19 protein-coding genes and 3 pseudogenes are annotated in these 24,214 nt (G+C 58.0%); 10 read left to right on the top strand and 12 right to left on the bottom strand.

Going from position 1 to position 24,214, the window contains the following annotated elements; translation table 11 throughout:
- The first annotated feature begins 26 nt into the window (after positions 1-26).
- Positions 27-572 (top strand): ABC transporter permease, encoded by a 546-nt coding sequence (locus tag IVB12_RS35675; RefSeq protein WP_247307172.1) that lies wholly within the window; start codon positions 27-29, stop codon positions 570-572.
- Between the two features lie 1,032 nt (positions 573-1,604).
- On the opposite strand, the gene IVB12_RS35665 is transcribed toward IVB12_RS35675, so the two are convergent.
- A complete protein-coding gene (locus tag IVB12_RS35665) occupies positions 1,605-1,997 on the bottom strand; it encodes an avidin/streptavidin family protein (protein WP_247307169.1) in 393 nt (130 codons plus the stop codon).
- A gap of 301 nt (positions 1,998-2,298) precedes the next feature.
- Positions 2,299-2,754 (bottom strand): DUF3892 domain-containing protein, encoded by a 456-nt coding sequence (locus IVB12_RS35660; RefSeq protein WP_247307165.1) that lies wholly within the window; start codon positions 2,752-2,754, stop codon positions 2,299-2,301.
- A gap of 363 nt (positions 2,755-3,117) precedes the next feature.
- Here IVB12_RS35660 and IVB12_RS35655 point away from each other — a divergent pair, with 363 nt between their 5' ends.
- Both IVB12_RS35655 and IVB12_RS35650 read left to right on the top strand, forming a co-directional pair.
- On the top strand, positions 3,118-4,527 hold the full coding sequence (locus IVB12_RS35655) for a hypothetical protein (protein ID WP_247307162.1): 1,410 nt from the start codon (positions 3,118-3,120) through the stop codon (positions 4,525-4,527).
- Positions 4,528-4,542: 15 nt separating this feature from the next.
- Positions 4,543-5,790 carry a DUF2235 domain-containing protein gene (locus tag IVB12_RS35650; protein ID WP_247307160.1) on the top strand — a complete coding sequence of 416 codons (1,248 nt, stop codon included), beginning with the start codon at positions 4,543-4,545 and terminating at the stop codon, positions 5,788-5,790.
- 161 nt (positions 5,791-5,951) lie between these two features.
- On the opposite strand, the gene IVB12_RS35645 is transcribed toward IVB12_RS35650, so the two are convergent.
- A complete protein-coding gene (locus IVB12_RS35645; RefSeq protein ID WP_247307158.1) occupies positions 5,952-6,149 on the bottom strand; it encodes a hypothetical protein in 198 nt (65 codons plus the stop codon).
- Between the two features lie 652 nt (positions 6,150-6,801).
- Positions 6,802-7,182: a hypothetical protein gene (locus IVB12_RS35640; RefSeq protein WP_247307156.1), complete on the bottom strand. Its 381-nt coding sequence runs from the start codon at positions 7,180-7,182 to the stop codon at positions 6,802-6,804.
- Between the two features lie 174 nt (positions 7,183-7,356).
- On the opposite strand from IVB12_RS35640, the gene IVB12_RS35635 reads away from it, so the two are divergent.
- Complete coding sequence (locus IVB12_RS35635; RefSeq protein ID WP_247307154.1) at positions 7,357-8,562, top strand: Fic/DOC family N-terminal domain-containing protein; 1,206 nt, start codon at positions 7,357-7,359, stop codon at positions 8,560-8,562.
- A gap of 411 nt (positions 8,563-8,973) precedes the next feature.
- The gene (locus tag IVB12_RS35630; protein WP_247307152.1) at positions 8,974-9,798 is read left to right on the top strand and encodes a DUF4238 domain-containing protein; all 825 of its coding nucleotides are present in this window, start codon (positions 8,974-8,976) and stop codon (positions 9,796-9,798) included.
- A gap of 50 nt (positions 9,799-9,848) precedes the next feature.
- Here IVB12_RS35630 and IVB12_RS35625 read toward each other — a convergent pair whose 3' ends face one another.
- The gene (locus IVB12_RS35625; protein ID WP_247307150.1) at positions 9,849-10,184 is read right to left on the bottom strand and encodes a hypothetical protein; all 336 of its coding nucleotides are present in this window, start codon (positions 10,182-10,184) and stop codon (positions 9,849-9,851) included.
- Between the two features lie 611 nt (positions 10,185-10,795).
- Here IVB12_RS35625 and IVB12_RS35620 point away from each other — a divergent pair.
- Together IVB12_RS35620 and IVB12_RS35615 are read left to right on the top strand one after the other, a co-directional pair.
- The gene (locus IVB12_RS35620) at positions 10,796-10,978 is read left to right on the top strand and encodes a hypothetical protein (RefSeq protein ID WP_247307147.1); all 183 of its coding nucleotides are present in this window, start codon (positions 10,796-10,798) and stop codon (positions 10,976-10,978) included.
- A 252-nt stretch (positions 10,979-11,230) separates the two neighbouring features.
- Positions 11,231-11,500, top strand: a pseudogene (locus tag IVB12_RS35615) (IS110 family transposase); the annotation flags it as partial.
- A gap of 372 nt (positions 11,501-11,872) precedes the next feature.
- On the opposite strand, the gene IVB12_RS35610 reads toward IVB12_RS35615, so the two are convergent.
- Positions 11,873-13,735 carry a reverse transcriptase domain-containing protein gene (locus tag IVB12_RS35610; protein ID WP_247307145.1) on the bottom strand — a complete coding sequence of 621 codons (1,863 nt, stop codon included), beginning with the start codon at positions 13,733-13,735 and terminating at the stop codon, positions 11,873-11,875.
- Positions 13,736-14,790: 1,055 nt separating this feature from the next.
- On the opposite strand from IVB12_RS35610, the gene IVB12_RS35605 reads away from it, so the two are divergent.
- Together IVB12_RS35605 and IVB12_RS35600 are read left to right on the top strand one after the other, a co-directional pair.
- Positions 14,791-15,024, top strand: coding sequence for a hypothetical protein (locus tag IVB12_RS35605; RefSeq protein ID WP_247307144.1), 234 nt, complete (start codon positions 14,791-14,793; stop codon positions 15,022-15,024).
- A 355-nt stretch (positions 15,025-15,379) separates the two neighbouring features.
- On the top strand, positions 15,380-15,817 hold the full coding sequence (locus IVB12_RS35600; RefSeq protein WP_247307142.1) for a hypothetical protein: 438 nt from the start codon (positions 15,380-15,382) through the stop codon (positions 15,815-15,817).
- On the opposite strand, the pseudogene IVB12_RS35595 reads toward IVB12_RS35600, so the two are convergent.
- From IVB12_RS35595 to IVB12_RS35570, 6 genes and pseudogenes are all read right to left on the bottom strand, one after another.
- A pseudogene (locus IVB12_RS35595) lies at positions 15,818-17,446 on the bottom strand (IS66 family transposase).
- A gap of 54 nt (positions 17,447-17,500) precedes the next feature.
- Positions 17,501-17,851, bottom strand: a complete 351-nt coding sequence (tnpB, locus tag IVB12_RS35590; protein WP_247307140.1) for an IS66 family insertion sequence element accessory protein TnpB — start codon at positions 17,849-17,851, stop codon at positions 17,501-17,503.
- Positions 17,852-18,050: 199 nt separating this feature from the next.
- Positions 18,051-18,249: pseudogene (locus tag IVB12_RS35585) on the bottom strand (transposase); the annotation flags it as partial.
- A gap of 371 nt (positions 18,250-18,620) precedes the next feature.
- Positions 18,621-19,103, bottom strand: a complete 483-nt coding sequence (locus IVB12_RS35580) for a GNAT family N-acetyltransferase (protein ID WP_247307138.1) — start codon at positions 19,101-19,103, stop codon at positions 18,621-18,623.
- Between the two features lie 71 nt (positions 19,104-19,174).
- On the bottom strand, positions 19,175-20,365 hold the full coding sequence (locus tag IVB12_RS35575; RefSeq protein WP_247307136.1) for a hypothetical protein: 1,191 nt from the start codon (positions 20,363-20,365) through the stop codon (positions 19,175-19,177).
- A 20-nt stretch (positions 20,366-20,385) separates the two neighbouring features.
- Complete coding sequence (locus tag IVB12_RS35570; RefSeq protein WP_247307134.1) at positions 20,386-21,858, bottom strand: coproporphyrinogen-III oxidase family protein; 1,473 nt, start codon at positions 21,856-21,858, stop codon at positions 20,386-20,388.
- Between the two features lie 1,567 nt (positions 21,859-23,425).
- Between IVB12_RS35570 and ybgC the strand changes: the two genes are divergently transcribed.
- Positions 23,426-23,869 (top strand): tol-pal system-associated acyl-CoA thioesterase, encoded by a 444-nt coding sequence (ybgC, locus tag IVB12_RS35565; protein WP_247307131.1) that lies wholly within the window; start codon positions 23,426-23,428, stop codon positions 23,867-23,869.
- Positions 23,870-24,214 lie beyond the last annotated feature (345 nt).

Here is a 24,214-nt window from a genome sequence, read left to right as displayed (position 1 = left end):
CCTTGAGCGGCTTCCTGATATCAGTCGTGCTGATCGTGCCACTTGGTCTCGCTGTCGGTTGGTATTCGCGCCTCGGCAATCTCCTGAACCAGTTCATCGAGATCTGCCGGAACACGGCCCCGCTCGCGCTGTTGCCGGTGTTCATCTTGCTGCTCGGCATCGGCGAGATGTCGAAGATCACCATGGTGATCTATAGCTGCGCTTGGCCGCTTCTCCTCAACACCGTCGCGGCTGTAAAGCAGGTGGATCCGCTCCTCATCAAATCGGCGCGAACCATGGGGGCTACGCCGCAGCAACTCTTCCGCAAAGTTATTCTTCCCGCCGCGTTTCCGACCATCTTTGTCGGCATCCGCCTTGCGAGCGCGTCCGCGATGCTGGTCTTAGTGGCGTCCGAGATGGTCGGGGCGAAGGCTGGCCTTGGCTACCTCATCATCAACAGCCAGTACAGCTTCCTGATCCCTCAGATGTATTTCGGTATCTTGGGTATCACCGTGATCGGCCTCGCGTTGAATGCCATGCTTCAAGGTCTGGAGCGGCACCTCATGCGATGGAAGCCACAGGCGGCAGCCTGAAGCACCACCGATCGCTATTTCGTGCCAATCATGATCGCCCCAAGCCAGCGCGGAGGGCACATCTGCGCCGGCCGGATTATTTGAACTTGATGCCGTCGCGTCGTGCTGGTGTTCGACGGCAGACCCGCAGGCATCTGGAAAGCGGTGCGTGCAGCCGGTGTCATTCATGCGTGCCACAGGGATTTCCGCGGTACCTGGAGCGCCAGTCCGGCGGTTCGGGGTGCCTGATATACGTGTGATCGGTGTTGTGTATCGGCGGTACAGTCGGCTGCCTGATCGTGGCTGTCCCTCCTGCCGTTGAACAATCTCCGAACTTAAGACGATGTCCCGAGAAAGTGCAGGACCTATCTCACACGTCGAGCAGCGTCGCCCCGGGGGCTCTGAAAACAAACTCGCTCCAAACAGGCTTATCAATCCTTGTCCTGGTCCACCTGATTCTTTCAGTTCAACGAAAAGGTGCCAAAGTTTCGAATAGACATCTGACTGTAGCGTTTTCGTCAGCCTCCTGGTCCATCATTGTGTCACCATTGGGAGATCTCGAAAATGCTTGATGCCGCCATAACTGCGCTTCTACGATCCGTCCTCGATGAGGTCTGTGCGAGCCTTCCCCGCGATGAGACCGGCGCTCGCGCTCACGTTGCCGCAAAGATCTTAGAGGCGGCCAATACAGGTGAGAAAGCACGCGAGCGTCTGAAGCACATCGCTCGTGAGGCTCTGTCAGGAACGACTAGAAATGTCAGAGCTGGAAGCAAGAATGTTGTGCAGGTGATCTGATGTATGGTCTGCAGCAGGACCAGCGTTCACGGAAGGCAGCCGGACCGCCGAATACGATCGCTGAGCTCTGATAGGTCGGCGCGGATCGGCCTTATGCTCAAGCTCTTCTTCTTCGAGATGAGAGTAGACCCAAGTTTGCCGCGTTCGGCGCGCCACTGGCGCTCATGCGCCGGACTGAGCCCGACGCGCTGCTTCGGAGCGCTAACCCTCTGAGAGCAGTTCAGCTCTCGTCCGCCTGCGTTGCTTTAGGGTGGAAAACTACCATACGCGCCTGAATATATCCGCGCCCTTCAGCTTGCGGGGCTTGCCTTTGCTGTCAACGTAGAAAAGCGTCCATGACGTTGGCATCTGCGATCCCTTGATTGTACCCACCCAGCTAGTGAAGGAATTGCACTGGGCAAAAGTGACAACAAAATACAAGCCGGTTGGACTAACCGATCCCGATGCAGGATACGGTATGCCCTGGCAGGCGAAACCTTGGGCATGGTTTGTGAAGGTCCCTTGTAGTACCCCGCCATTGGTAGACCAAACAAACAGTTCAGAGCCGCGTTCATTTTTCCAGTAAGAGGGGGCAGGAAGCCCTTGCGCCATGGCCTCGGCGGAGAGCAATACGGATTGAACGAGCAACAAAAATCCTAGAAGTTTCTTCATATTGAAGCTCCCAAACAGACGTGGAACACCGTGCAGTCTGGTACAACCTGAGGTCACGTTCGCTGCTCATATCGTGCATTCGACAACAGAATGCGGCGCGCATGCCCCAACTCACGCTGGATCGCGGCGCAGGGCTCAGTTGAGTCCCACACTCTTACTTGCCACATGGTTTCCGGCGATGACTGCCCCGCACTCGGCTCATTGACGTTTGCGCCGAATGAGTTTTGATCGCGAGTTGGAGAGCGACTTTGGCCCGGACTTTTCGTCAAGGCATCGATTGCGTGTCTATACTGCGGCTGAGTTAGGCCGAACAGTCGTCGAGGGCGAGAAGATTGTCGTTCCAGACCCCATCGGCATAAGTCTGAATGAATTTACGTCCCGAGGGGCTTTTTCGCACGGCAACCCAGGCCGTCGAATTGCCGTTTTGCGTATAGAACCGGTGGTACTTGTTCTCGATAGAATGGACGACGTTCTCCACCTTGTCCCGCCATCGTCCTCCTTCGGGCTTGGGTCCACCCACCTCCGTGATGTGTTCATGCTGGCTCATGCGGTTCGGCTTGCGAACACAATCAATACGGTAAGTCGCCATAGTCTTAGTTTCCTTCCAACCAAGAATATATTCGGCGCGATCAAGCCCTGTGTCGGTACGTGAGGGGCTTACCGGAGCTCCTGCGAATGCGTCGCGCACGTCCTTGATCGTCAATTCAGGTGCCAGCGGCAATACCGAGAACGCGATGGCGGCTGGGGTGCCACGCAATGCTTTCAGTACTGCGTGATCCGATTTGCATCGCTAACACAACGCGATGCAGATATTCGGCAAAAAATCTCTTCTGGTCGCCGCGAATCACTATCGAACTGGTATTACGCAGCACGGAAGCCAATTGCTTACCGCGATCAGCAATGTGCGGCGCCAGTCGTCCCCGCTAGTGTCGAAGCTATGGTGAGGCCTTTACTCGACTCCATCGACAGAATTCCTGAGCTTGCGGCTAGAGCTCTAGAGATTTAGCGGCAACAATTGATGGCTTTAGTCGGGGAGAAAGAAGCTGAAACATGTAAGTTGGCTTGCGCAGCTTCTACAATCACCGGTAAATGATGATGTTTTGCTTGCCGGTGAAAATAAATGGCTCAATCCCGTATCCTTGCTGTTTACGTCGCGCTAACGGTTCTGTTTCTCTCTGCGCCGGCGAGAGGGCAGCAGGCTCAGCCGGCACAGGGTGACGGACAGAGCCCTGCGCAGTCAGCGGGCGCTAACGCCCCTCAGATCGCGCCGAGCGATCCGCAGAAGCAATGTGTCAAGCCCGGAGAGTTCGCTGTAGAACTTCGATCTGGTCGCAATCCTGTAGGCTCCCCAATCGTCCTGGCCACGAACTTCTTGCCCACCGACCAGCGGGTCGATGTCGGCGTGCGCGCGCCGTTTGTCGATGGTGTGCGCTATTTCGCGGGCATCGACTACGGAGACGAGACCTATCTTTTTAAGCGGCAAGACGTCGTCACCCACCGCGCGACGGAGACGGACGCCTTAGTCAAGAAGCATCTGCTCGAGCCCGATCAGACCATCGTCACATTGAATATGGGCGACGATCTGGCCTGGTTTTGGAGTAGGGTCGATCTCTATCTCTACACCTGCAACAGCCCAGTCGGTCAGTCGCCCTGGCGTGTATCATCCGTAAGCGTCCGCCTCAGTCCGTACTGGTTCAGCATTGGGACCGTCCTTGTCGAGGTGCTGGTTCTCTACCTCTGGATAGCCTTTGCACTCCGCAAGAAGGATCACACGTTGGGATCTTTCTTGCGCGCGTTGAACCCCGCACAGGTCTCCGCGGGCCCGGACGGCAAAGGAAGTCTGTCGACCTTCCAGACACTGGCTTTCTCTCTGGCGGTTGCTGCCCTGATTTCGCTGCTTCTCCTTCAGACCGGAACGTTGGTTGATCTGTCCGGATCGATCCTGACGCTCTTGGGCATTAGCGGCATTGGCGCAACCATAGCAAAGGGCACTGACAGCCAACGGAACACGTTGTCGGCAGACAATCGGGCATGGCTCCTGCGCCGCAATTGGCTTCCGATGGCAAAGACGTCAGTCGATCCGTCGAATGCGAGCTGGCGTGACTTCTTCTCCACTGACGGTGTCTTCGATGTGTACCGCTACCAAAGCTTTATATTCGGGCTGGTCGTGATCGGTGGGCTGATCGCGGCGGGCGTAAACCAGCTTTCGACCTTCGTCGTTCCGGACACGATCCTGGGCATCGTCGGACTTAGCCAGCTCGTCTACATCGGCGGCAAGCTGGTGACACCGACGAACATTTCCGACCTCAATGCGGCCATTGCCAGTCTCCGCTCTGAAGAGCAGAAGCTCAAGGCCGCCGCGATCGCCGCTAAGCAGGGGCAGGTGATAAGCCTGGCAGAGGCGATCCCGCTCGTGGGCCAAAGCACCTACGACGCATACCGTCAGAAAGCCAGGGATGTAGCCGCCATCTTCACCGATGCGACCGGCATTACCGTCGCAGATGCATCCCTCGAACCTCTCGTCACATGATAAAGGCAGACTGACATGGCTAAGAACATCTTGGTGTTCGCGGACGGCACGGGCAACGAAGGCGGTCTCCTGCCTGACGAGAGCCGCACGAACGTCTATAAGCTCTACCGAGCAACGCGTACCGGGCCGGATTCGATCATCGACCCAAAGAGGCAATTAGCACTCTACATTCCCGGTATTGGGACGCCTGTGCCTGGACACACCAACGCTTGGGGCAGGTTGAAAGAGACTGTCCAGCAGATGTTCGGATTCGGCATCACGAAGAAGATCATCGATTGCTATGTCGCGATTATCGGCGTCTGGGAGCCTGAAGATCGTATCTACCTGTTCGGCTTCAGCCGCGGCGCCTATACGGCGAGGTGCCTCGCGCACGTACTCGAGCTCTGCGGTATTCCGACGAAGGAGCGGGACGGTCAGCCGATCAGTCTTGATCCGGCTTCGTTGAGGAAAGTTGCCAAGGAGGCAGTCTCCTCGATCTACTGGCTTGGAATGCCAAGGGCAGCCGCGGAGGCCGACAAGCGGGCGGCGCAGTTTCGCAATGCCTACAGCTCACAGGTCGGACGTCGTGCAGGGGCTTCCGCCTATTTTATCGGAATTTGGGACGCTGTCGCCGCGATCGGTTGGCAACGCTTTTTTCCAGACTGGGCTTACGATCGACATTTTCCATCCGATATCCAGTACGCCCGGCATCTGCAATCAATCGATGAGGGCCGGAGGGACTTCAAGCGGGTACCCTGGGGTGGAAGCGGTACCGTGAAGTGGCCGGAGCGACAGGGTGAGCCCGAGCAGTTCGACCAGATCTGGTTTGCCGGCAATCACGCCGACATCGGTGGAAGCTATCCCGAGAACGAATCTCGCCTGTCTGACATCACGCTTGCCTGGATGGTGGAATTCATCACCCAGAAGATTCCGGAGACCGGTCGCGTCTTGGTCGATAGAGACCTATTAAGATTATATCCGTCGGCGGACGGCATGATGCACGATGAATGCATGATGGGTATGGGTGGCACCGCGCTCAAATGGTCAAAGGCGGTGCGCCAGGTGCCCGACACAGCGCAACTTCACCCAACCGTCTATGAGCGGCTAGCAATGAAGGCGGTGCGCAATTTTACGAGCTTCGCACCGTACCGGCCCGTCGCCTTGCAGAACCATCTTAAGGCCAAGACATACTACCAGGCTGATAGCAGCGGAGGCGGCGATACGGTCGCAACCAGCCTCGAGAAGAAGCCGGAACCTACCGCGAGTGGCACTTTGCCCAGTTGATTCGAGCGCATGCTGACCTGCATTTCCGGATGGCGATCGAATGCGACCGCCTTGAATCGTCCCTGGCCAAGAGAAAGATAAAGGAAAATGCTGCCACAGCACAGTCGGGGTCCGATATTCCAGCCCCACAAACGTAAATCGCGTTGTTCGGCGAGGACGACTTAGCTCGCCACTCGATGTCTGCGGGAGGCGACATAGTCGATCTCAGCCCGGCTGACGGCGAAATTCATCAATTCCCGATCGCTCAAATCTGACAAAGAGGCGCGCATTCTCTGGCGCTCGCGACGCGCCCTATAAACACCAGAATACTTGGAGATGATCGAGGAAAGAACCGATGCCAATGTCGCGTAGGCCGCCATTCGGCATCTCCAATCGACCCAAATAGCAAGGGCAGGACTATTAAGTCCCGTCTTGAGGTAAGTCTGCATTCCCGCGCAAGCTCGCTCAAGCTTTCTCCCCGCTCGTGCAGGGTGTTTCTTGGCCTCATTGAGCAGCTTTTACGCGCAGTTTTCTGTTTTGCCGCGGAGAATCATCTCCAGATCAGAAGAAGCTGACGGAGCGCGCCGAACCCTGGATAAGTTCGATCTGCGGGAGTGCAGTCAGCGGACACTTGCTCGACCGAGTCGCGCTCTCGTGTTCTCACCCTTTGATGGGAATGGAATTCTGTTCGAAGAGGAGATGTCAGCTGGATCGAGCATAAAATGAAAGTGCCTGTTTGTAGAGTGTCACGCCTGGAGCAGGACCGGTTCAAATGACGCAGCTCCTGAGCCCTGTACTCAGCGGGGGGTTACTACGAGTGCAAGCCCATCCCGACATCGGACCGATGTTGCCTTTGCTGTTGTTCAGCGGAGCCGGCGATATTGCTATCGCTCGTAGTGGCCATCTGCTCGCCTGAGAATCTTGGCTGCGCTTTCGCAATAGTGCCGTAGACCTAGAAGAGAAAGACCAGAGCGGAACGACGGTGGAGGCCGCGTTTCTATCTCATCCGGCAGACGAATAGGCGCGAGGCGACTACGAGAACGAGGCCCAGCAGCCGTCTTCCTCGTGACCGCCTGTTCTCCGATTGCAGGTATCATCGAGGAGCCGCTGCCCCACCTTCTTCCAGATCAACTCGGGACCGTATAGCCGCAAGGCGTCAACCTTCTGAATTTCGACCGTGCGCCCGCATCGGCGGCAGTCGACGCGCAACACGTGCCGGTTGATCTCACAGAGGCGCCGAGCCTCGGCCGAGCTGGGGGCGGGCCGCGCGTCGGCGGCAGCTTGGTCCAAAATCGCCTGCCAGTATTCCGGCGGCATCGGATCTGCCGGACCGACCGCAGGCGATATCGAGGCGGTCTTGCCGGCTTGGGGAGCGGCAGCAGCCAACTTGTCCATTTGTTTTCGGGTCGGCATGCGCCAACTCGCGGGTCTTTCGGAGGCCATTGGCGATTAGAACATATAACGAACATCGCAGTCGACTCGGAACCTGTAAAGCCAAAACAAGCAGGTCCGCGATCGCAGCATGCTATGGTTTTTCTAAAAAAACCAAAATATAACTAGAAAAGCTTGGACTTGGTATGGGTTCCCATGAAGCGCAGTGATCTCAGCCACACCATCCGCGAGACCCTTAAGAGGTTGCCCCCGCCCTACGATTCCCATTATGGGATCGTCCCGCCGGCGCCTCCGGAAGACGGCGTCTTCGCCCCTGGAGCGACCAAAACCCTTGAAGCTGCTCAAGCGGCTTTCGGGAAGGTCGACGCCATCGCGGCCCAGATGAAGGACCCCTACATCGTCAGCCGGGTCCTGACCAGACGTGAGGCGGTCAGCTCCTCATCAATCGAAGGTACCCAGAGCACCCTCGACGAATTGCTGTCCGTTGAGGAGACCGGCGATGATGGCGCCCGGGACGAAGCGCGCCAAGTCCGCAACTACGCCGTTGCCTTGGATGGCTTCATCCCGAGGGCCGCCAAGCACGGCTACAGCGTCTTCACGATGGACCTGATCAGTGATCTCCATCGCGCTGTGATGAAGGACGATCCCGACTACCAGGATGTTCCCGGCGACCTCCGCTCCCGCGTCGTGTGGATCGGCGGAAATAAGGACATCGCGTATTCAAGTCTCAACCCTCCGCCCCCCGCCGATGTCCCGGGCTGCCTCGCCCAAACGGTTGATTACCTTCGCAACGAAGGGATGCAGCAGATGACGCAAGGGTTCATCACGCGCATGGCGATCGCCCACACCCATTTCGAGGCGGTACACCCATTCCGCGACGGCAACGGTCGCGTCGGTCGCCTTTTACTTCCGCTGATGATGGCGGCGGAGAAGCATGTGCCTCTGTACCTATCGCCTTACATCGAAAGCAAAAAGGGTACGTACTACGCCTCGCTGAAGCACGCGCAACAACGGCTTGACTGGGAGCCCATCATCACATTCATGGCCGACGCTATAGCCGGTACCGTCGAAGAACTGATCCGAACCAGGACGGCGCTGTCGGAATTATCTGAGCGCTGGAGGCAGCGACGAAAATTCCGAAAGGGCTCGGCCGCGTTGCGAACCTTGGACGAACTTCACAACTATCCAGTGGTGACCGCGAAGCGACTTGGACAACTCCTCGATGTCTCCCCTGCACAGATAAATCAGGGCATCGCACAATTGCAAGAAGCCGGCATTCTGCAAGAGAGGACCGGATACGCGCGCAACCGCGTCTACGCCGCTCCGGAAGCTCTCGCCATCATCAACCGTCCGTTCGGCGAAGAGCCCATCCTTACCGAGACCGATTTCGACGAAACTTGATCCGACCGAGATCTCGGCTGGTACGAAGCGGCCTCGATCAGACCTGCGCTTGCGTATCCGATGGTCATCATGATCATCGGCACTTATGCCGTTCGATGCGTCATCATCATACTGGCGATGATCATCGCATGGCGATCATCGGTATCGTGAACCAGGCCGGCAGAGGACCGGCAGCAGCAGCAGAGTTCTTCAGGCCCGGACATCGACATTGCGCACAATGGCAGCGTGGCGTGATTTTGCGCAGCGACGACACCTCGTTGCGCCGTCCTTCAATATGTCGGACGCAGCACGAGGCGCTCGCCAACTAGCCTTGCAAGATAACCGCTCGGTTGAGAAGATGCGACAGTCGACAATCGCGACGGAAGTCAGGTCAGGGCGTTGGGGTGTCACAATGTCGGGCGAATCGCTGCGGTGTCGATCACAAGAAATAACCACTACGTCCCGCAATGGTATCAACAGGGGTTCTTTGAGCCTGGGTGCTCGTCGCTTGCCTACGTCGACACGACACCTGATCGGAAGGTCCTGGCGGACGGCCGCGTGATTACTCAAAGGGGCGCGTGGGACAGTACGCCGACCTCATTGGCATTTCGCCAGAAGGACTTGTATTCGACCTTTTTCGGAACGTCCGTCAATGACGAAATTGAGCGCCGCTTATTCGGCGATGTCGACGCCAGGGGCTCGCAAGCGGTTCGCGCCTTCATAGGCACAGACATTGGCGAATGGCACGACCATTTCCAAGACTTCTTCGAGTTTCTCGATATCCAGAAACTCCGTACGCCGAAGGGCTTGGACTGGCTCAAGGCCCAATATCCCAATCTCACGCAGAACGAACTGATGTTCGAGATGCAGGGCATCTGCATGCTGCACTGCGCGATCTGGGTCGGAGGCGTGCCCGAGATTGTCTCTGCCGAAGACTCCGACGTGAAGTTCATTACTAGCGACCACCCCGTGACGATCTACAACCACGCGGTCCCTCCCACGGATGGCGCGTGCGCGTACCCGCTTGATCCCGGAATAGCGCTGCGGGGTTCGCAGACGCTTTACCCGATGGATCGCGACCACTGTTTGATCCTCACGAATCTGGAGTACGCAAAGGACCCGAGGACTGACCCCCTCCAGAAGAGGACCTTTGCGCGCAACTACCGTTGCCATCTTCGTACAAAATCACCATCCGGTTCTCGGCAACGTCCACACCGACAATTTGCGCCTTCAGCGCTTTCCCATCGCCCTTGGTAACGAAACCGTAGATTGGCTCTCCCATCGAAATCATGCCGTTCTCCTCCCTCCTAGGCCGCCATCGCGAACGTCTGCGGGTCGCGAAGCAACCTAATAAGGTGGCGAACGAACGACTCGATATCGGTGACATGCCCCTTGTAACCGACGTTCCGGCACGCCGCTGTCAACGCGATATTCCAAGCTGATTCGAAAGAGTCATCAACGAAATATGGCCGAAGCCGCTGCCAGTCAGCGGATAAGTCGCGCGCCTCGTCCACGATCTTCTGAAGTGTACAAGCCGCAGTGAAATTGCGAGCGTCAGGCCATTTCTTTTCGATCGACGCCCGCCACGGTATGGTCCGGTTCGCTTTTCTGATGATTGAATTAATGCAGTCCGATTTTTCCATATGTTTCCCTAGGTGCGCGCCGCCGTTCGTCCCAGTACAATGGCCGGGACGTTGTGCGGCGCGGCGTTGAGGTAGTTACGCGCGGACCGCCGCAGCCAGTTCAGCAAGGGCGCGGCTAAAGCGGGTGCCTTCGTCGTCGTGAGACTTCACAGCGTCGACACGGGCAAGACCGTTGCTAGGGTCGCTAACAATCGACACCTCAAACAATTTCACCGCCTTCAAGGTGCGCCTTGCAGGATGATTCTTGCCGTGAATGACCCAAGAAGTCGCGCGGTAGCCGATTCACATGCCCGATAGAGCGCCCATCCTCATAAGTTCGTACCCGCCCCAATCTCGACGGCGCCGCCGTCGACACCGGGATCTCCGGAGTCGTTGTACCATCGTCGCTCCCGGCTGGTGATCTTGGCCAGCGGCCTTACCCGCCCCGGGGCAGATGATTGTGCGAAGAGCCGCGGCCCGTCGCTCCGCGCGCCGGCACCCTGTTCGTCTCATCGAAGTCCACAGCGCGCGATGGTTGCTACCTGCCGTTAGGCAAATGGCCCTGGCGTGCTTTGGGCGACTCACGGTACCCATCATTCCCAATCGTCCTACCAACGCACTATGGGAATAAGATGGTTGCAGCCACAGGACAATCGCCCGCCTCTGCTTATGCGCTTGAGGTGGACGGTCAACTGAAGTGTGAATTTACGACCCGAGACGGCGCCAGGGCTGGTGCAGAGGAACTCAAGAAGCGTTTTCCCATGCTTCAGATCAGGATCTATGACGCGCAGACCAATGCGCGCGAGGAAATCTAGGTCTTCCGACGAGCGGGTTCTTCCGCTTGCGCGTGCGGCGCCGCCGCATCGGGCTCGCGTGAACCGAGCCGCTTTAGCGTCTCGGCCATGCGGCGTTGATCCCTCGCGCGAAGAATGCGGAGCTCCTCGCCGGGGGCGGGAAAAGGGGTCGCCTATCGGCGATCGCTATCACTGCCCCATTCCCGGGTGCCACTCTTGAACCGGTCTCGTCGCTGCACTCGGACCCGCGTGCCCCTTCGGGTCGCTATGCTCACGGCCGGAAAGAACCGGCTCGGGGTGATTACACTCGCCGGCGACGGAATGTTGCGAACCGTCTTGGTGGCTGGCGCGACGGCTGTGATCGCAGATATGCGCCGACGGGAAAGTCGCTTTTGGCCCTGGCTGAAAGATATTATCGCACGCAAGCCGCCGAAGCTGGTGGCCATAGCGTTGGCAAATAAGCTGGCGCGGATCGCCTGGAAACTGATAGTCGGCGGCGAGCGATACCGGCCTGCAAGCAGCTTCATACCGATGCCGACATAGACTTGAACGAAATGCAGAGCTTGGCGCCAGACCGGCAGGTCTGACGCTGGGGGCGGAACTTGCAGGACGGGAAGAGGTGGTACGTTCGGCGCAAGCCGGTCAGTGAAATGCTCCGCTCGGTTTACCGGCAGAAAATGCCGCTCTCGTGTTTGAATCTCACTGTCCGCGAAGCCCATCTTGGGCGGTGGTGGCAAGACCCGAAAACAGGCCGGACATATGAGCGCAAGCGATCCGAGCATGCTGCCAGAGCCAATTCTTGCAAGTCGGTTCCGCCCACATATGAATCGAGCCGCGTAGCGTCTCGGTAGGGTAGGCGCGGGACACCTCGACGAGGATGTCCCTACGCCTCCCCCCAAACCGTGCGGGCACTTTTCAATGCACACGGCTTTCCATACGCGCATGCTCTCGACCGGACACGGTTACACGGCATGACGGACACAGGACGATGGTCTTGCGTCGCCAACCGGACCGTTTCCAAGCCGTCAGCGATCCGCTTTGCAGGTCTCCTACGCGGCGGAGGTGATGCATCTCAAATGGTCCCCTCGTATCGCCGCACGCTTCGCATCTGCGAGCGTTGAGCCGATCGACCAGATCATTTGGGCTTTTGACCCACCACGCACCTGCCGTGACGTTGTCGACAACGGGACTCGTCCAGTAGGTTTGGGTCAGATGCTTCAGTCTCCACAGCTTGATGCTGCGAAGCTTACCACGGACCACGGAGCTGACCTCGTAGTCCGTACCCTTCCACAGACGTGCCATGGTTCTCGCTCTCGTCGTTCGATGTCGCATCGCCAGCGTCTTCACAAGGCTGCGGAACACAACAAGCTCCAACAGTCCCAAGGCGCCCTTGAAGTCATCAGCAAACGAATGGTAGTTCGCAAAACCACGGAACTCTGAGTTATAGGCGAGGACGGTTGCGACATCGCTGGTGGCCAGGAACTGCTCGCGAGGACGGCCAGTTTTTCTGGCGAGATCGCCATAGCCGTGTCGCTTGCAGAACGCGGTAACCTCCTTCCGCGGCACTCGCAGGCTGACATTCCCGGTGGTCGGCCGGCGTACCACGCGCCATGTCCGTCCGTCCGGTCCCGTGCGGTTGGATTTGCGTCCAGCCCCGTAGGATGTGTATGTCGAGATGCGATAACTGAGGAAGGTCACTCCCTTTGAAGCGGCATAGACCCCACTTTTCTCGGGCGACACCGTGAGCTTCAATGTCTGCGTCAGGAATTGTTCGACACAATCCATGATCTCACACGCTTCCCGCTTGCTCCCGATTACGCCGATGAGGAAGTCGTCGGCGTAGCGGCAGTAGCGGAGCCTCTTGAAGTTAGGGTCCATCGGATCGACGGACGGCACTTTCCGTCTCTCCTTGTTGATGGCTTTGATCTCCGCGACTGCAGCGTCGATCTCGGCCCGATCCGCGCCGTCGGCGCGGAGCCGTTCAATTTTCCGGCGGAGACTGAGGACGCGCCGTTCCAGCGCCGCATAGCGCGGGAATGGACGTCGGTCGCGGCCTTTGTCGAAGCCCGTCTTCATCGTCTGCATGTGCTGGTCCAGCTCGTGCAGATAGATGTTGGCGAGCAGGGGCGAGACAATCCCGCCCTGTGGCGTGCCACTGTAAGTGCGTCCGTAGACCCAATCTTCCATGTAACCTGCCTTGAGCATTCCTTCGATCAGAGCGATGAACCTATCGTCATCGATCCGCTTCTTTAGAAGCCCAAGCAGAATGTCATGGTCGATGTTGTCGAAGAACCCACGCACATCCACTTCGACCAACCACTTGCAGCCCGTCCAGGTCTTCTTGATGGACTTGAGTGCGGTATGACAGGATCGTCTCGGGCGGAACCCATGCGACTCATCGAGGAACACAGGTTCGTAGATCGCTTCGAGCAGAATCCTGACCGCCTCCTGAACGAGCCGGTCTTCCACCGTTGGGATACCCAGCGGTCGTGTTTTGCCGTTGTCCTTTGGGATATAGACCCGCTGGACTGGCCGGAAGCGATAAGTGCCGTCTGCTACGCGCCTGGCGACATCGGCGAGCTTCGCCAGCGACATGCCGTCGAAGGTCTTACCATCTACACCCGGCGTCAGGGCTCCCTTGTTGCGGGAGACCTTTTCGTAGGCCCACTCGAAGAGATGCGGAGATCTCATCAGGCGGTGAAGGCCATTTACGCGCTTACCCGACCGCGACAAAGTCGGCAGTGATTCAATTCTTCTCTGGATGGTAGCGGCCTGCATCAGCAGAACCTCTCCGTCGAAGAATCTCTTCTACGCATACTGCAAATGCCGTTGTTGGCGGCATCGTCCTTCCCCCGATCGGAGGCGCTTTCGGTCCGGTCACCCGGCCTTATACGCATGATCGTCCACCTCGCGGCGGCTGTCCTGGCCATTACGCCGGGCGTTTGGGTACTATGACGGCTCCGTCGCCATACAGGTCCTCGAAAGAGCCTGCTGCAGGCGATCCCGTAGTTGCGTGTGCAGGAAGTTGCGGTGTGTTTAGGTGTCCCATTCGTCTCCTTGACCCACCGATGGTGGTCGTCCCACGCGGACTGGTGGCAGATCGCACTGGCCGGTGCGGTCTGCCCCGCGTGGCATAGCGTGTCAGCCGCGTTCGCTACGGCCAGCCCTTTGGCAACTGGAAACTGGGATTCAGGCAATACAGCTTTCACCATGCACACCTTACTCTGTGCTCTCCACCGGGCTGCGGCGCCCGATTTCGAGACGTTTCCCGGCATGCTTTGGTCCCGTTCTCCTTTCGGAGTTTCAGTCGTTTCCGACACCGGTAAGCCGGGCAAGTAAGAGCCATAACCAGCAGGCTCCATTCTTTCGAACACTCCCTTCTTCTCCACGCCTCAACGGCGCACGCCGTGCGGCTTCGATCCCTCGCTCGATCATGAGTCGCTCGCCGGAGGCACTCGCCCTCGGTCCCGCCGTCATTTCATGCCGGCGTCGCTATCACTGCCCTTCGTTCGGGTGCCTTCTTAAGCGGGAAGAGCGATCCGAAACTCGACAAGCTTTTGTGCCAGTGAGGAACGCCGGTTCTCGCTTGTGCTGTCGCCACCCGGAATAGGCCAGGCTGGAAGCGATAGAGGCGGGCATGGAGCGACGCGCCCAGGTGGATCACGCCGACGCCGGGCTCGATCGATGAGCTGCGCCGACCAATGGGGAACCCACGGGCGTCGACAGCGCGGCGGACCCAAGCTGATCGAGCAGAAAGACGGCGCCTAAGAAGGGTCAAACGCTGCTAATCGTCATGGTTGCAATGGTAAAGTTCCCACTGACTGGGGGGCAACATGGTTAAGGCATTTCGCAATACGGTCATGGCACTTACCTTTGTAGGAGTTGCCGGCTGCAACATGTTTTGGAATTTCATGAATGACTATATGGTCTGTGGCCTTGCGCTGGCGGCTTCAGTGACAGCCGGCTTTTGCGTTGAGCGCATCTTCATCCAGCGTTCCCGTCGGGAGATGATTCGCCTCCACGGCGCGGACTGGCATTCGGCGGAGAACCGACAGCTCGACTCATGAACGTCACCCGTCGCCCGCTCGTCGTTCTCATCATCCGATTGTTCGCATTCGATCCGAGGGGCCTGGCCCGATGATCAAACCGTCCATCCATTCCGGTTCGCTCGCATCGAGCGCCTGCGAGAGCTGCTAAACGAGACTACCGAATGGCCGTTGACCCGAATACAGGCGTGAGCACCACGAAGCTGGTGAGACCCGATCCGCAGCTGCTCGATACAGGGTGAGCGTCACGATAGGATCACCGGTGCCCGGGCTTGACTTGCGCGGAATGCTCTGGATAGCGCGGTCGGGATGATTGACGCCGCCGGCGAGCGGTGATGGGGTGACCCCCGGTTCGGAGCGGGCAACGGGGATCAGAATGACCAGCGAGTCGCATCTGCGCGAGAAGCTTCGGAAGATCGAGGCGTTGTTCGCAGGTGCCGGAACTGCTGGTGAGCGCTTTGCGGCGGAAGCCGCGCTGCAGCGGGTGCGGGCTCGGGTCGAGGAACTCGCTCGCCACGATCCACCGATCGAACAGCAATTCTCACTTCCCGACCAATGGTCTCGGCACCTTTTTCTGGCGCTTTGCCGCCGATATGGGCTGCGGCCGTTTCGTTATCGCCGGCAGCGACGCAACACGGTGATGGTCCGTGCATCACGAGGCTTCGTCGATCGAGTGCTGTTGCCGGAGTTCACCGAGCTGGAGGGTGCGCTGCAAGTGTATCTGCACGAGGTGACGCTGCGCGTGATCCGCGAAGAGATCTACGACGACGCCAGCGATGCGCAGGAAGTTCCCGACGCCTTGCCGTCGAACTGATCAAGCGGCGAGCTTTGCCTCCGAACCGTCGCGCTCGGCTTTCCAATTCCACGGCAGCAGCGCGTTCAGCTGATTGATCTTGGTGCGTCCGGAGATGATGCGCTCGAGAACATCCGTGAGATAGTGCCGCGGGTCGATGTCGTGAAGCTTTGCCGAGTTGATGAGCGATGCAAGAGTGGCCCAGGTTTCGGCGCCGCCCTCACTGCCTGCGAACAGATAGTTTTTCTTTCCCACCCCGATCGGCTTGATGCTGCGTTCGACCGTATTGCTGTCGATCTCGATGCGCCCATCATCGATGAAGCGCGTCAGGCCTTCCCAATGGTTGAGGGTGTAGCGGATCGCCTTGCCAAGGCCGGATTTCTTCGAGACTTCCAGCAGTCGCGCCCTCGAGCCAGGGCTTGAAGTCCTCGATCAGCGGTCTGGTGTTGGATTGCCGCACCGCAGCTCGCTGCGTCGCCGGCAAACCACGAATGCGATCCTCAATGGCGTAGAACATCGCGATCCGCTGCAGCGCTGCCGCGGCAATCGGTGACTTCGTCGCGACGTGAACGTCCCAGAACTTCCGGCGCGCATGCGCGAAGCAGAACGCCAGTTGTACCAGACGGCCGCCGTTCTTGATCAGCCCCTTGTACGCGGCGTAGCCGTCGACCTGCAGGATGCCGTCGTAATCTCCAAACAGCTGCCTAGCGCGGATCGCCTTGCGATCCTCGGCGAAGACGTAGACCACTGCCGGTCGCGCCGGGCCGCCCCACGGGCGGTCGTCGGTGGCGATCGCCCAGAACTGGCAGACTTTGGTTCTGCCACGGCCGGGATCGAGAACTGGCAGCGGCGTCTCGTCGGCAAACAGCCGCGGGTAGGACATCACTGCGCGGCGCAACAGCGCGTGAAGCGGCTTCAGCCACCAGGCGACGCGGCCCATCCACGAGGCCAGCGTTTGCCGGTCGAGCGTGATGCCTTGGGCGGCAAACATCTGTTCCTGGCGATACAGCGGCAGCTGGTAGCCGTATTTCATCACTGCGATGTGGGCCAGCAAGGCTTCCGTCACCATTCCACCGTCGATCGCCTGGGCCGGCGCGGGGGCCTGCAGCACACCCGGCGGCATCCACGGCAGCCGTACCGTGGACGAACAATGCGCTTGACACGGTACTGCATCGGAATGACGTCGAAGGCTTCCTTGACGGTCTCCCCGATCTTGTGCAGCCGCTCGCCGCAGCAGCGGCAGATGTGGCTCTCGATATCGATCACGACATCGATGCGCGGCAAATGCTCCGGAAGCTTCCCCCGGTTGCGTCGCGCCGGTCGCTTTCCACGGCCCTCCGCTCCGTCAGGCAGCCTGCCTCCGGTCACGTCGTCGTTGGCGGCGGCACGAGCCGCCTGTGCCGTGATGGTGAAGAGAGACAGCTGTCCGAGATCCAGTGTCTCGGAGCGGGGACCGAAGATCGTGCGCTTGTACTGAGACAGGATCATCAGGAGCTTATCGTTCTCCTGGATCGCAGCGTCGCGTTGGGCAATCGCCGCATCACGCGCGGCCGAAAGCGAGCTGCATTCCGCCGACAACGCCGCAAGCCGTGACGATAGCGCTATCACGGTTTGCCGGAGCAACGCTGGATCGGAAGGCAAATCACTCATGCAGAGTGATTCTACAACAACTCCGCATGAGTGACGAACGACTCTTGATAAGGATCAACCAGCTCGTACTGGCTGATCCACAATTCGCATCGGCACACGCTTCCAGTCCGAGCCATCGAGCAGCACCGAGAGCTGAGCATGAGATAGCGGCATGACGCCTTCCTTGATCGGCGGCCAGGTAAACTGCCCCTCGATTCTTTTGTAGTAAAGGACAAGCCCGCTTCCATCCCAAGTCAGGATCTTCACGCGATCTCGGCGCTTGGAGCGGAAGACATAAAGTCCGCCGTCGAACGGATCGGCTCCAAAGGCCTCGCTCACCAGCATCGCCAGCCAATCCATGCCGCGACGGAAATCGACCGGCTGCGTCGCAATCCAGATCGACAACCCAGGTCGAAGCCCGATCATCGACCAACCGTCCCGACTGCCGCCAGCACCTCGCACAGTGCCCGCCGGTCGACTGTCCCCCTGACATGGATGCGAACCGCGCCGACCTCGATCTCGATCGCCGCCCGCTCCTCACTCGGCAATTGGCCCCCGCAGCCGGTGATCGCGACCGGCACAAAGCCTGGTGGCAGACCTCTGTCCCCGCGCTCCGCGACCTGCGCCCGCCTGACCTGGCGACGCCAGAGAAACAACAGACTTGGACTGATGTCGTGTCGCCGCGCCAGCGCGGACACGCTTGCACCCGGCGCAAAACTCTCCGCGACAATCGCCGCCTTCGCATCGGTCGACCAGCGCCGACGCCGGCCCGTCCCGGTGATGATCTCGACACGCTGCAGCGTGTCGGCGCCGTTTTCAAGGATAGGCGTATGCCTATCCTTATCGCTATCCTTACGACTATCCTTCGACATTGTGACCTCGCGACAAACTATTCCGCGAGATCTTCCTAGCCGACCAGATCAGCCCTCAGCGCGTGGTCCCTGCATGACGATCACGATACAGGTTTGGTACTCGATCGTGATCCAGGAGAGTGCAAGCTGGGTCCTTCTCGAGGGACTAATGAGAAAGTCCTCGCGGATGATACGGCTTTCTCTGAGCGCATTCGACGTCATTCCCAAGGAGCGAGACTGGGCGTTTGGGCTAGTCAGGGGTAAGTGATTGAATTTATGCTCGTTGCGCGTCCGTAGAGCTTCACCGGATCATCCGGTCTCACAACCTCATTTGCTCAGCGAGGTCATCCTGGCCAAATGAGCCGCTTCTCGTAGAAGATCACTGCATATCCGTGCAACATCCCTTCCCTGCGGCGAACATAGCCAGCGCTCTCATAAAGTCTTTGGGCCCCTACTTGGATCGTTGTTGTATCGAGCATTATCCACTTGAAACCGAGAGCAACAGCTCGCGACTCCAATTCACGAAGAACCCTCCTTCCAAACCCTCGTCGCTGAAAGATGGGGTCGACCCGCATACGTTTTACTTCTGCGACATCATCATCAAAAGGTTTCAGCCCACCCATGGCAGCGAATCGGGCACCAATATGCGCAACTACGAAGTCTCCGCCCGAGGCGATGTATACTTCCCCAATATTGCGTAAATCATCCTCCCAAGCGCCTTCCGGGCCACACACACCAACATCCTGCGATGCGCTTCTGTGCAGATGCCATGCATCATCGCTATCCGCGGACTCGAACCGACGAAGGATCAGTTCGTCTTGAGACATCGACTATTACCTCTCGAGCGGTGGCGGACGCCTGCGCCTCTGTTTTTAGCCACGCAGAGACCACCGTCGGCTTACGGGCGCGCCTCTGTCAACAGCCGCTGAGCAAGGACAGCCTCAACACTTTCCGATACCTCAACTCCGGCAACTGGACGACCCGGCTCAACCGTATATTTTAAGGCCGTACTACGGTGCATCCGGGTAAACCGATCCAGTGCACAAACACAGGACGTGCGCAGCGTTCCGATTTCGCCGCCGTGATGCTCCACGACTGGTGAAATGGTCGCAACCCTGGGAAAGTCCGCTTTCCCCTTTAGCCAACCTGGCTTGAGCGGTGCACTTCCTTTGCCTGACGACAGCCAGCGGAATACCTCGTGAATGCATCTCTGCGGATAATATTCAGACAGCCGATACAGATCCGTATAAAATTGAGGTTTCTGGTGGAAGAGTTCTTCACCGACCAGGAGCACCGAGACCGCCACGATACGGGCCGAGAAGCGGCCGCTTGGACCAAGCGTATTCTTGTAAGGATTCTTTCCGTAAAACACACGAAATTGGCCAAATAAGTCCGGCGACATATGTTCATAAAAGCGCGTCAGAACATTGTTTGCTGACTCAAGGCGCTCCAGGCATAGTGCAAGACATTGCCCCGCATCCACGTCGGCCACATCACGCAACTTGAGCAGAGCGTCAATTGCTGACTGCAATTCGCTCTCGATAATCTGATGGCCCAAGCAAAAATCTCGCTCCTCGACCCCGGCCGCGCCGAGGCAGTATACGCGTGGATCATTCTGCAGCGGATTCGTAAGTATCATATCTTCATAGGAGAGGACCTCAATGCCAGGCTGCCGTTGACAACTCGAGCGCGCAAGGCGGATTAGTACCTCTCCCACCGTCAGCTCGGCGTCCACGGGATGAAGGCCGGCAAACGCAGACATCTGATAAGCACAATTTACGAGATATTGGATGTCTGTCTTAGCGATCTCGAAGTCCGATTGCGGCAGACTTAGCAGCTGCGCTTCATAGTCCTTCTTCGCAATCATCGCATTGATGTTACGCCCAAGAGCCTTAACCGCTTCATCTGGTCGTTCACTGCATTTGACCTCCGCAATGCAGTGCGGCAGTTGATCGGCGACAAAATTGCTGACCAGCCCAAGCGGGCGTTCTCGCTGCCGGCGATCAATGCTATCGGTCAGATGCGAAAATATGTCCTTCGCCTGGCAGGGCGACCCTTCCGGGGTGGAAACGGAAAAAGGAGCGACCATAAATGAGCGCGCCCGCGACTTCATCGAAACGCAACTTGCATTTCGGCACTTGACCCGTATCGTGCGGCCGGTGAGTAATCGTGTTTTTCGAGCAGATCAGTTCGTTTGTCTATTATCCTACTGTCGTTGTAAGCGATCCGCTCGAGTATATTGTTCGAGAAAAATAGCAGCGATACGGCGCCCGAATTGATAGTGCCGGCGGCAGTTAACGAAAGCAGGCCGTTTGAAATGCAGATGAGTCCTGCCTCATTCAAGAGTTCAAGCTCGCGGCCAAAGCATTTCTCGATGGACACCCCAAATTCCCGCTCGAAGCGGGAGAGCAACACCCCACTGCTTCGCAGGGCAAACATTACCGTTCTGCGCATGAGATCATCGTGCGACAGGACAACACCCTTCCACACAGGCTTCTCGCCCGCTTCAACCCTATACAGGTAGCGATCTAAATCTGCCTCGTTATAGAACTGGCACTGGCTCATGTAACCAAATCCGGCAACCCCAAACGGGACCAGATTATTGTCGTTCCAGGAATCGTATTTGCGGCTCTGTTGAATCGAGTGTGGCTGCGACTGCTTACTCCAATAGAAAATCGGCCCATGGCGATAGCCGAGTTTCGTGAGGATGTGCTCGGCCATAAAATGCATGATGATGCGCTCCTTAGCCCCGGCAAATTGATATCGACCCCGAGCCAAATGGCGGGCTACGGGGTCTGTAGATTTAAACATCAATGGGAATACATTGAACTTCTCTATTCCCATATCCAGTAAGCCGATAAGTGAGTCGTACCAGCTCCGGAGCGTTTGCTGCGGCAACCCATACATGAGGTCAAGCGACAGATTCTGAACGCCCATGTCATTCAGTAACTTTACGAGTTGAACTACCTCGTCCAGGTGATGCCCGCGGTTCAATATGCGTAAAATGCTCGGATCTAGACTCTGAACGCCCAATACGAAGCGGTTTACGCCCGCTCTAAGCAGTGTGGATATGCGATCTGCAGCGTCCACTTGCTTTGCAAGAGAGGGATGCAATTCGAAACTCACTTCCGACTTAGACAAATCAAAGCGCCGCCTAATCATACCAAATAGCGTTTCGAGTTGACGGTTGGTCAAGAACGAGGGAGTGCCGCCTCCAAAAAAAGCAGTCTCAACAGCTCTGCCGGCCAGCGCCGCCTCCGACCAACTCATCTCTTTATCTAAAGCCGCCAGATAGCGCTCCACTCGCCCAGAAGATGGATTGATTTCCTTGGCGAAGTGGCAAAAGGTACAATACTGATCACAAAAGGGGATGTGAAAATAGAGATCAATTGACGACGAAACCTGAAGCAACAACTTTTCGGCATTCAGGTCGCCCATTGCCTTGAGAGGCGGATATGTGCCGACAAGATAATCGTTGTGCGTGTCAAGGTGCAAATTCCGTGACCTCAACATGTCAAGGTTAATGTCGTACGAGCGGTCGATCGCGAATTCCAAGGCCTCGGAATAGGTCGGGGCGCGCATTTTTTTAACTCCTCTAGCTTTCTTGTGAAGGCAAGGCGCGATGGCAGCTGCGTTCCTCGTGTCTTATCGCGCTCTTCAGCTCGGGCTCACCGAAGTCCTGCATTTCGATCAAAGACGCGGGTTTGTCGGCTCCCACTCGAGGCAACCACCGTAGAGCAGAACGACTGTCGCCATTCGCTCGGGACACGCGGGATGATTATGGTTCGGCGAGGAAGACAGATGCCGTGGCCGAGGCCGAATGTCCTTCGGGCGTTGCGAAACGGTCCCGAGGAAGACTTCAGGCGCCGAGGAGTGCGAATACTGCTGGAGAAAATGGTGCTCCACCTCCGAGTGTGACCCGCGCCGGGTCGGGCGCCGAGCTCGATCTGCTCCAGCGTGCCATTGAACAACTTCTGTCCGCTCCCCTCTTCGAAAGGAAGCGGGCATTGCTCGATACTAAGCTTGATTTGGTTTCCTCCCGGTCCGAGGCCAACATTAGCATGCCGCTGCATGCATTCGCCACAGAGCGGCCCAAACGTGTCACACTGGTTCGGATTTGCTCGGGACTAAGCGCGCTGAATGCTAGTCGTGTCTGGTGGTCTTGAGAGCTATCCAACGCGAAGAACGACAGCGGCACCCGCGACGGACGCGGCAAGGCGTTAGGCGGGACCGCACTCAATTGCGCAGCGTCCAAGGCATTGATTTGGATGAGTCGAGCAAGTGTCATTTGAACTCCTGGGCCGGCGAATGCGAGATCGTCATGGTCGTGCGGATCCTTTTACGGTGTCCCAGCAATCCACGTGCCACTAAAGACATTTACGAGCCTGGCTTGAAGAGGGCAAAACCATGTGGTTCGTGTCCACGTCGGAATACTCGCGCCTCAGTGTCTGGTCCCGGACATTAACGTCTTCAGCCGGACACGGCTGAACACGACAACGTGGAATGTTGAATGAGGATGGCGGCCTCTCATGCCGAACTCGAACATCTGCTCCAACGGCGACCTTACGACCGAATCGCTCGGCTGATGGAGGCAGCGTCCCGGCACGTGACGGATATGCAAATGAACTCGTCGCTTTCTTGTGGCGCGGTGGCCACGGAGCGACTTCGATCTGGCAGCGCTCGGCGCGGACTTGCCAGGCGCGGTGCGTGTCGTACCGAGCGACGAGCTCGGCCGCAGAGCATCGGCCCGGCCGACTCTCCGGTCAAGGTGCCGTGGATCATTCTGCCCGGTTTCATCGATCTCCATGACCATCTCACCTGGAATATCCAGCCGCGATGGCTGACCGGCCGGAGTTTAACAACTGCCATGAATGGTAGGATTCGCGGAATAGGACTGCTGAATAATCCGCACTGCCGGGCAATCCCGACTTTGGCCTACGAAGCGCAGAATCAAGGCGCTTGCCGATGGGGCGACCTCGGTCCTCGGAATCTGGATAGGGGTTCCGGCCTCCAGCAACAGCAACCGGTCTCCGACCGGCTTTGCGCCGGGCAGCCTCCACCTGCACGCACGAAGCCCATTGGCACTTGCTGCGGAATACGCCTCTGTGCAAGACAATTGGTCCCAGAAGGGCAGTAGGGGAACCGCACTGTGACAGCTTCTCTTGATGGCGAAATCCGCGACGGCGGCCATCATATGCAGGTTCGCGTCTATGTCGAAGATACTGACTCCGGTCAGATTGTTTATCACGCAAATTTTTTGCGCTTCATGGAACGGGGTAGAACGAACTACTTGCGCCTGCTCGGAACCACTCAGCAAGCGCTACTCAAAGAAGCTAAGAACGATGCGCCCGGCTTTGCCTTCGTGGTCCGCTCCATGAAGATCGATTTTCTAAAACCGGCGGTCTTGGATGACCTGCTTGACGTCGTCACAGTCCCGCAAGAGGTGAGGGGAGCGTCGATTGCCTTGCTGCAGGAATGCAGGCGCGGAGACAATCTCCTAGTCACGGCGCGTGTACGCGTGGCGTTTATTTCAGCCGGAAAGGCGCAGCGCATCCCGAAGTCGCTGCGGCTCGCTATGGAAGAGCTTAGATAAATCCGCCGCCTCGTTCAAGCTTTTGCCTTCCAGCGCCATCAAGAGCTTGGCGAAGAATCCTTCGACGGCATTGAGCCACGAGAATGAGGTGGGCGTGAACTGGAAGGTGAAACGTCGAGGCATTTGCGGCCCTTTGGGTACTTATCACGTCTTGCAGCTTGTCGACCAAGTTGGGATCATTCGAGAGGTTGAACTGGTGGGCGAGACGGTTGCAGTCCGTGCGTCCGCCAGATGCGCTGCACCAAGGTTGAGGTGATGCCCGCCGCCTTTCGCCAGTCCTGCTCTCGTCCGGCGCCATATATCTACAGTCCGGACGAGCTGGTCCGGCTCGTTGCGGATCAACCT

Origin of the sequence: Bradyrhizobium sp. 179 (assembly GCF_023073535.1) — a bacterium.
GTDB lineage: Bacteria > Pseudomonadota > Alphaproteobacteria > Rhizobiales > Xanthobacteraceae > Bradyrhizobium.
This window is presented reverse-complemented; position numbering and strand designations above follow the sequence as displayed.

What these genes read in the sequence shown, in the direction of transcription:
- IVB12_RS35665 (WP_247307169.1), bottom strand. Translation starts at nt 1,997, where the DNA reads ATGAAGAAACTTCTAGGATTTTTGTTGCTCGTTCAATCCGTATTGCTC.
- IVB12_RS35655 (WP_247307162.1), top strand. Translation starts at nt 3,118, where the DNA reads ATGGCTCAATCCCGTATCCTTGCTGTTTACGTCGCGCTAACGGTTCTG.
- IVB12_RS35650 (WP_247307160.1), top strand. Translation starts at nt 4,543, where the DNA reads ATGGCTAAGAACATCTTGGTGTTCGCGGACGGCACGGGCAACGAAGGC.
- IVB12_RS35645 (WP_247307158.1), bottom strand. Translation starts at nt 6,149, where the DNA reads ATGGCGGCCTACGCGACATTGGCATCGGTTCTTTCCTCGATCATCTCC.
- IVB12_RS35640 (WP_247307156.1), bottom strand. Translation starts at nt 7,182, where the DNA reads ATGCCGACCCGAAAACAAATGGACAAGTTGGCTGCTGCCGCTCCCCAA.
- IVB12_RS35635 (WP_247307154.1), top strand. Translation starts at nt 7,357, where the DNA reads ATGAAGCGCAGTGATCTCAGCCACACCATCCGCGAGACCCTTAAGAGG.
- IVB12_RS35625 (WP_247307150.1), bottom strand. Translation starts at nt 10,184, where the DNA reads ATGGAAAAATCGGACTGCATTAATTCAATCATCAGAAAAGCGAACCGG.
- IVB12_RS35620 (WP_247307147.1), top strand. Translation starts at nt 10,796, where the DNA reads ATGGTTGCAGCCACAGGACAATCGCCCGCCTCTGCTTATGCGCTTGAG.
- IVB12_RS35610 (WP_247307145.1), bottom strand. Translation starts at nt 13,735, where the DNA reads ATGCAGGCCGCTACCATCCAGAGAAGAATTGAATCACTGCCGACTTTG.
- IVB12_RS35605 (WP_247307144.1), top strand. Translation starts at nt 14,791, where the DNA reads ATGGTTAAGGCATTTCGCAATACGGTCATGGCACTTACCTTTGTAGGA.
- IVB12_RS35600 (WP_247307142.1), top strand. Translation starts at nt 15,380, where the DNA reads ATGACCAGCGAGTCGCATCTGCGCGAGAAGCTTCGGAAGATCGAGGCG.
- tnpB (WP_247307140.1), bottom strand. Translation starts at nt 17,851, where the DNA reads ATGATCGGGCTTCGACCTGGGTTGTCGATCTGGATTGCGACGCAGCCG.
- IVB12_RS35580 (WP_247307138.1), bottom strand. Translation starts at nt 19,103, where the DNA reads ATGTCTCAAGACGAACTGATCCTTCGTCGGTTCGAGTCCGCGGATAGC.
- IVB12_RS35575 (WP_247307136.1), bottom strand. Translation starts at nt 20,365, where the DNA reads ATGGTCGCTCCTTTTTCCGTTTCCACCCCGGAAGGGTCGCCCTGCCAG.
- IVB12_RS35570 (WP_247307134.1), bottom strand. Translation starts at nt 21,858, where the DNA reads ATGCGCGCCCCGACCTATTCCGAGGCCTTGGAATTCGCGATCGACCGC.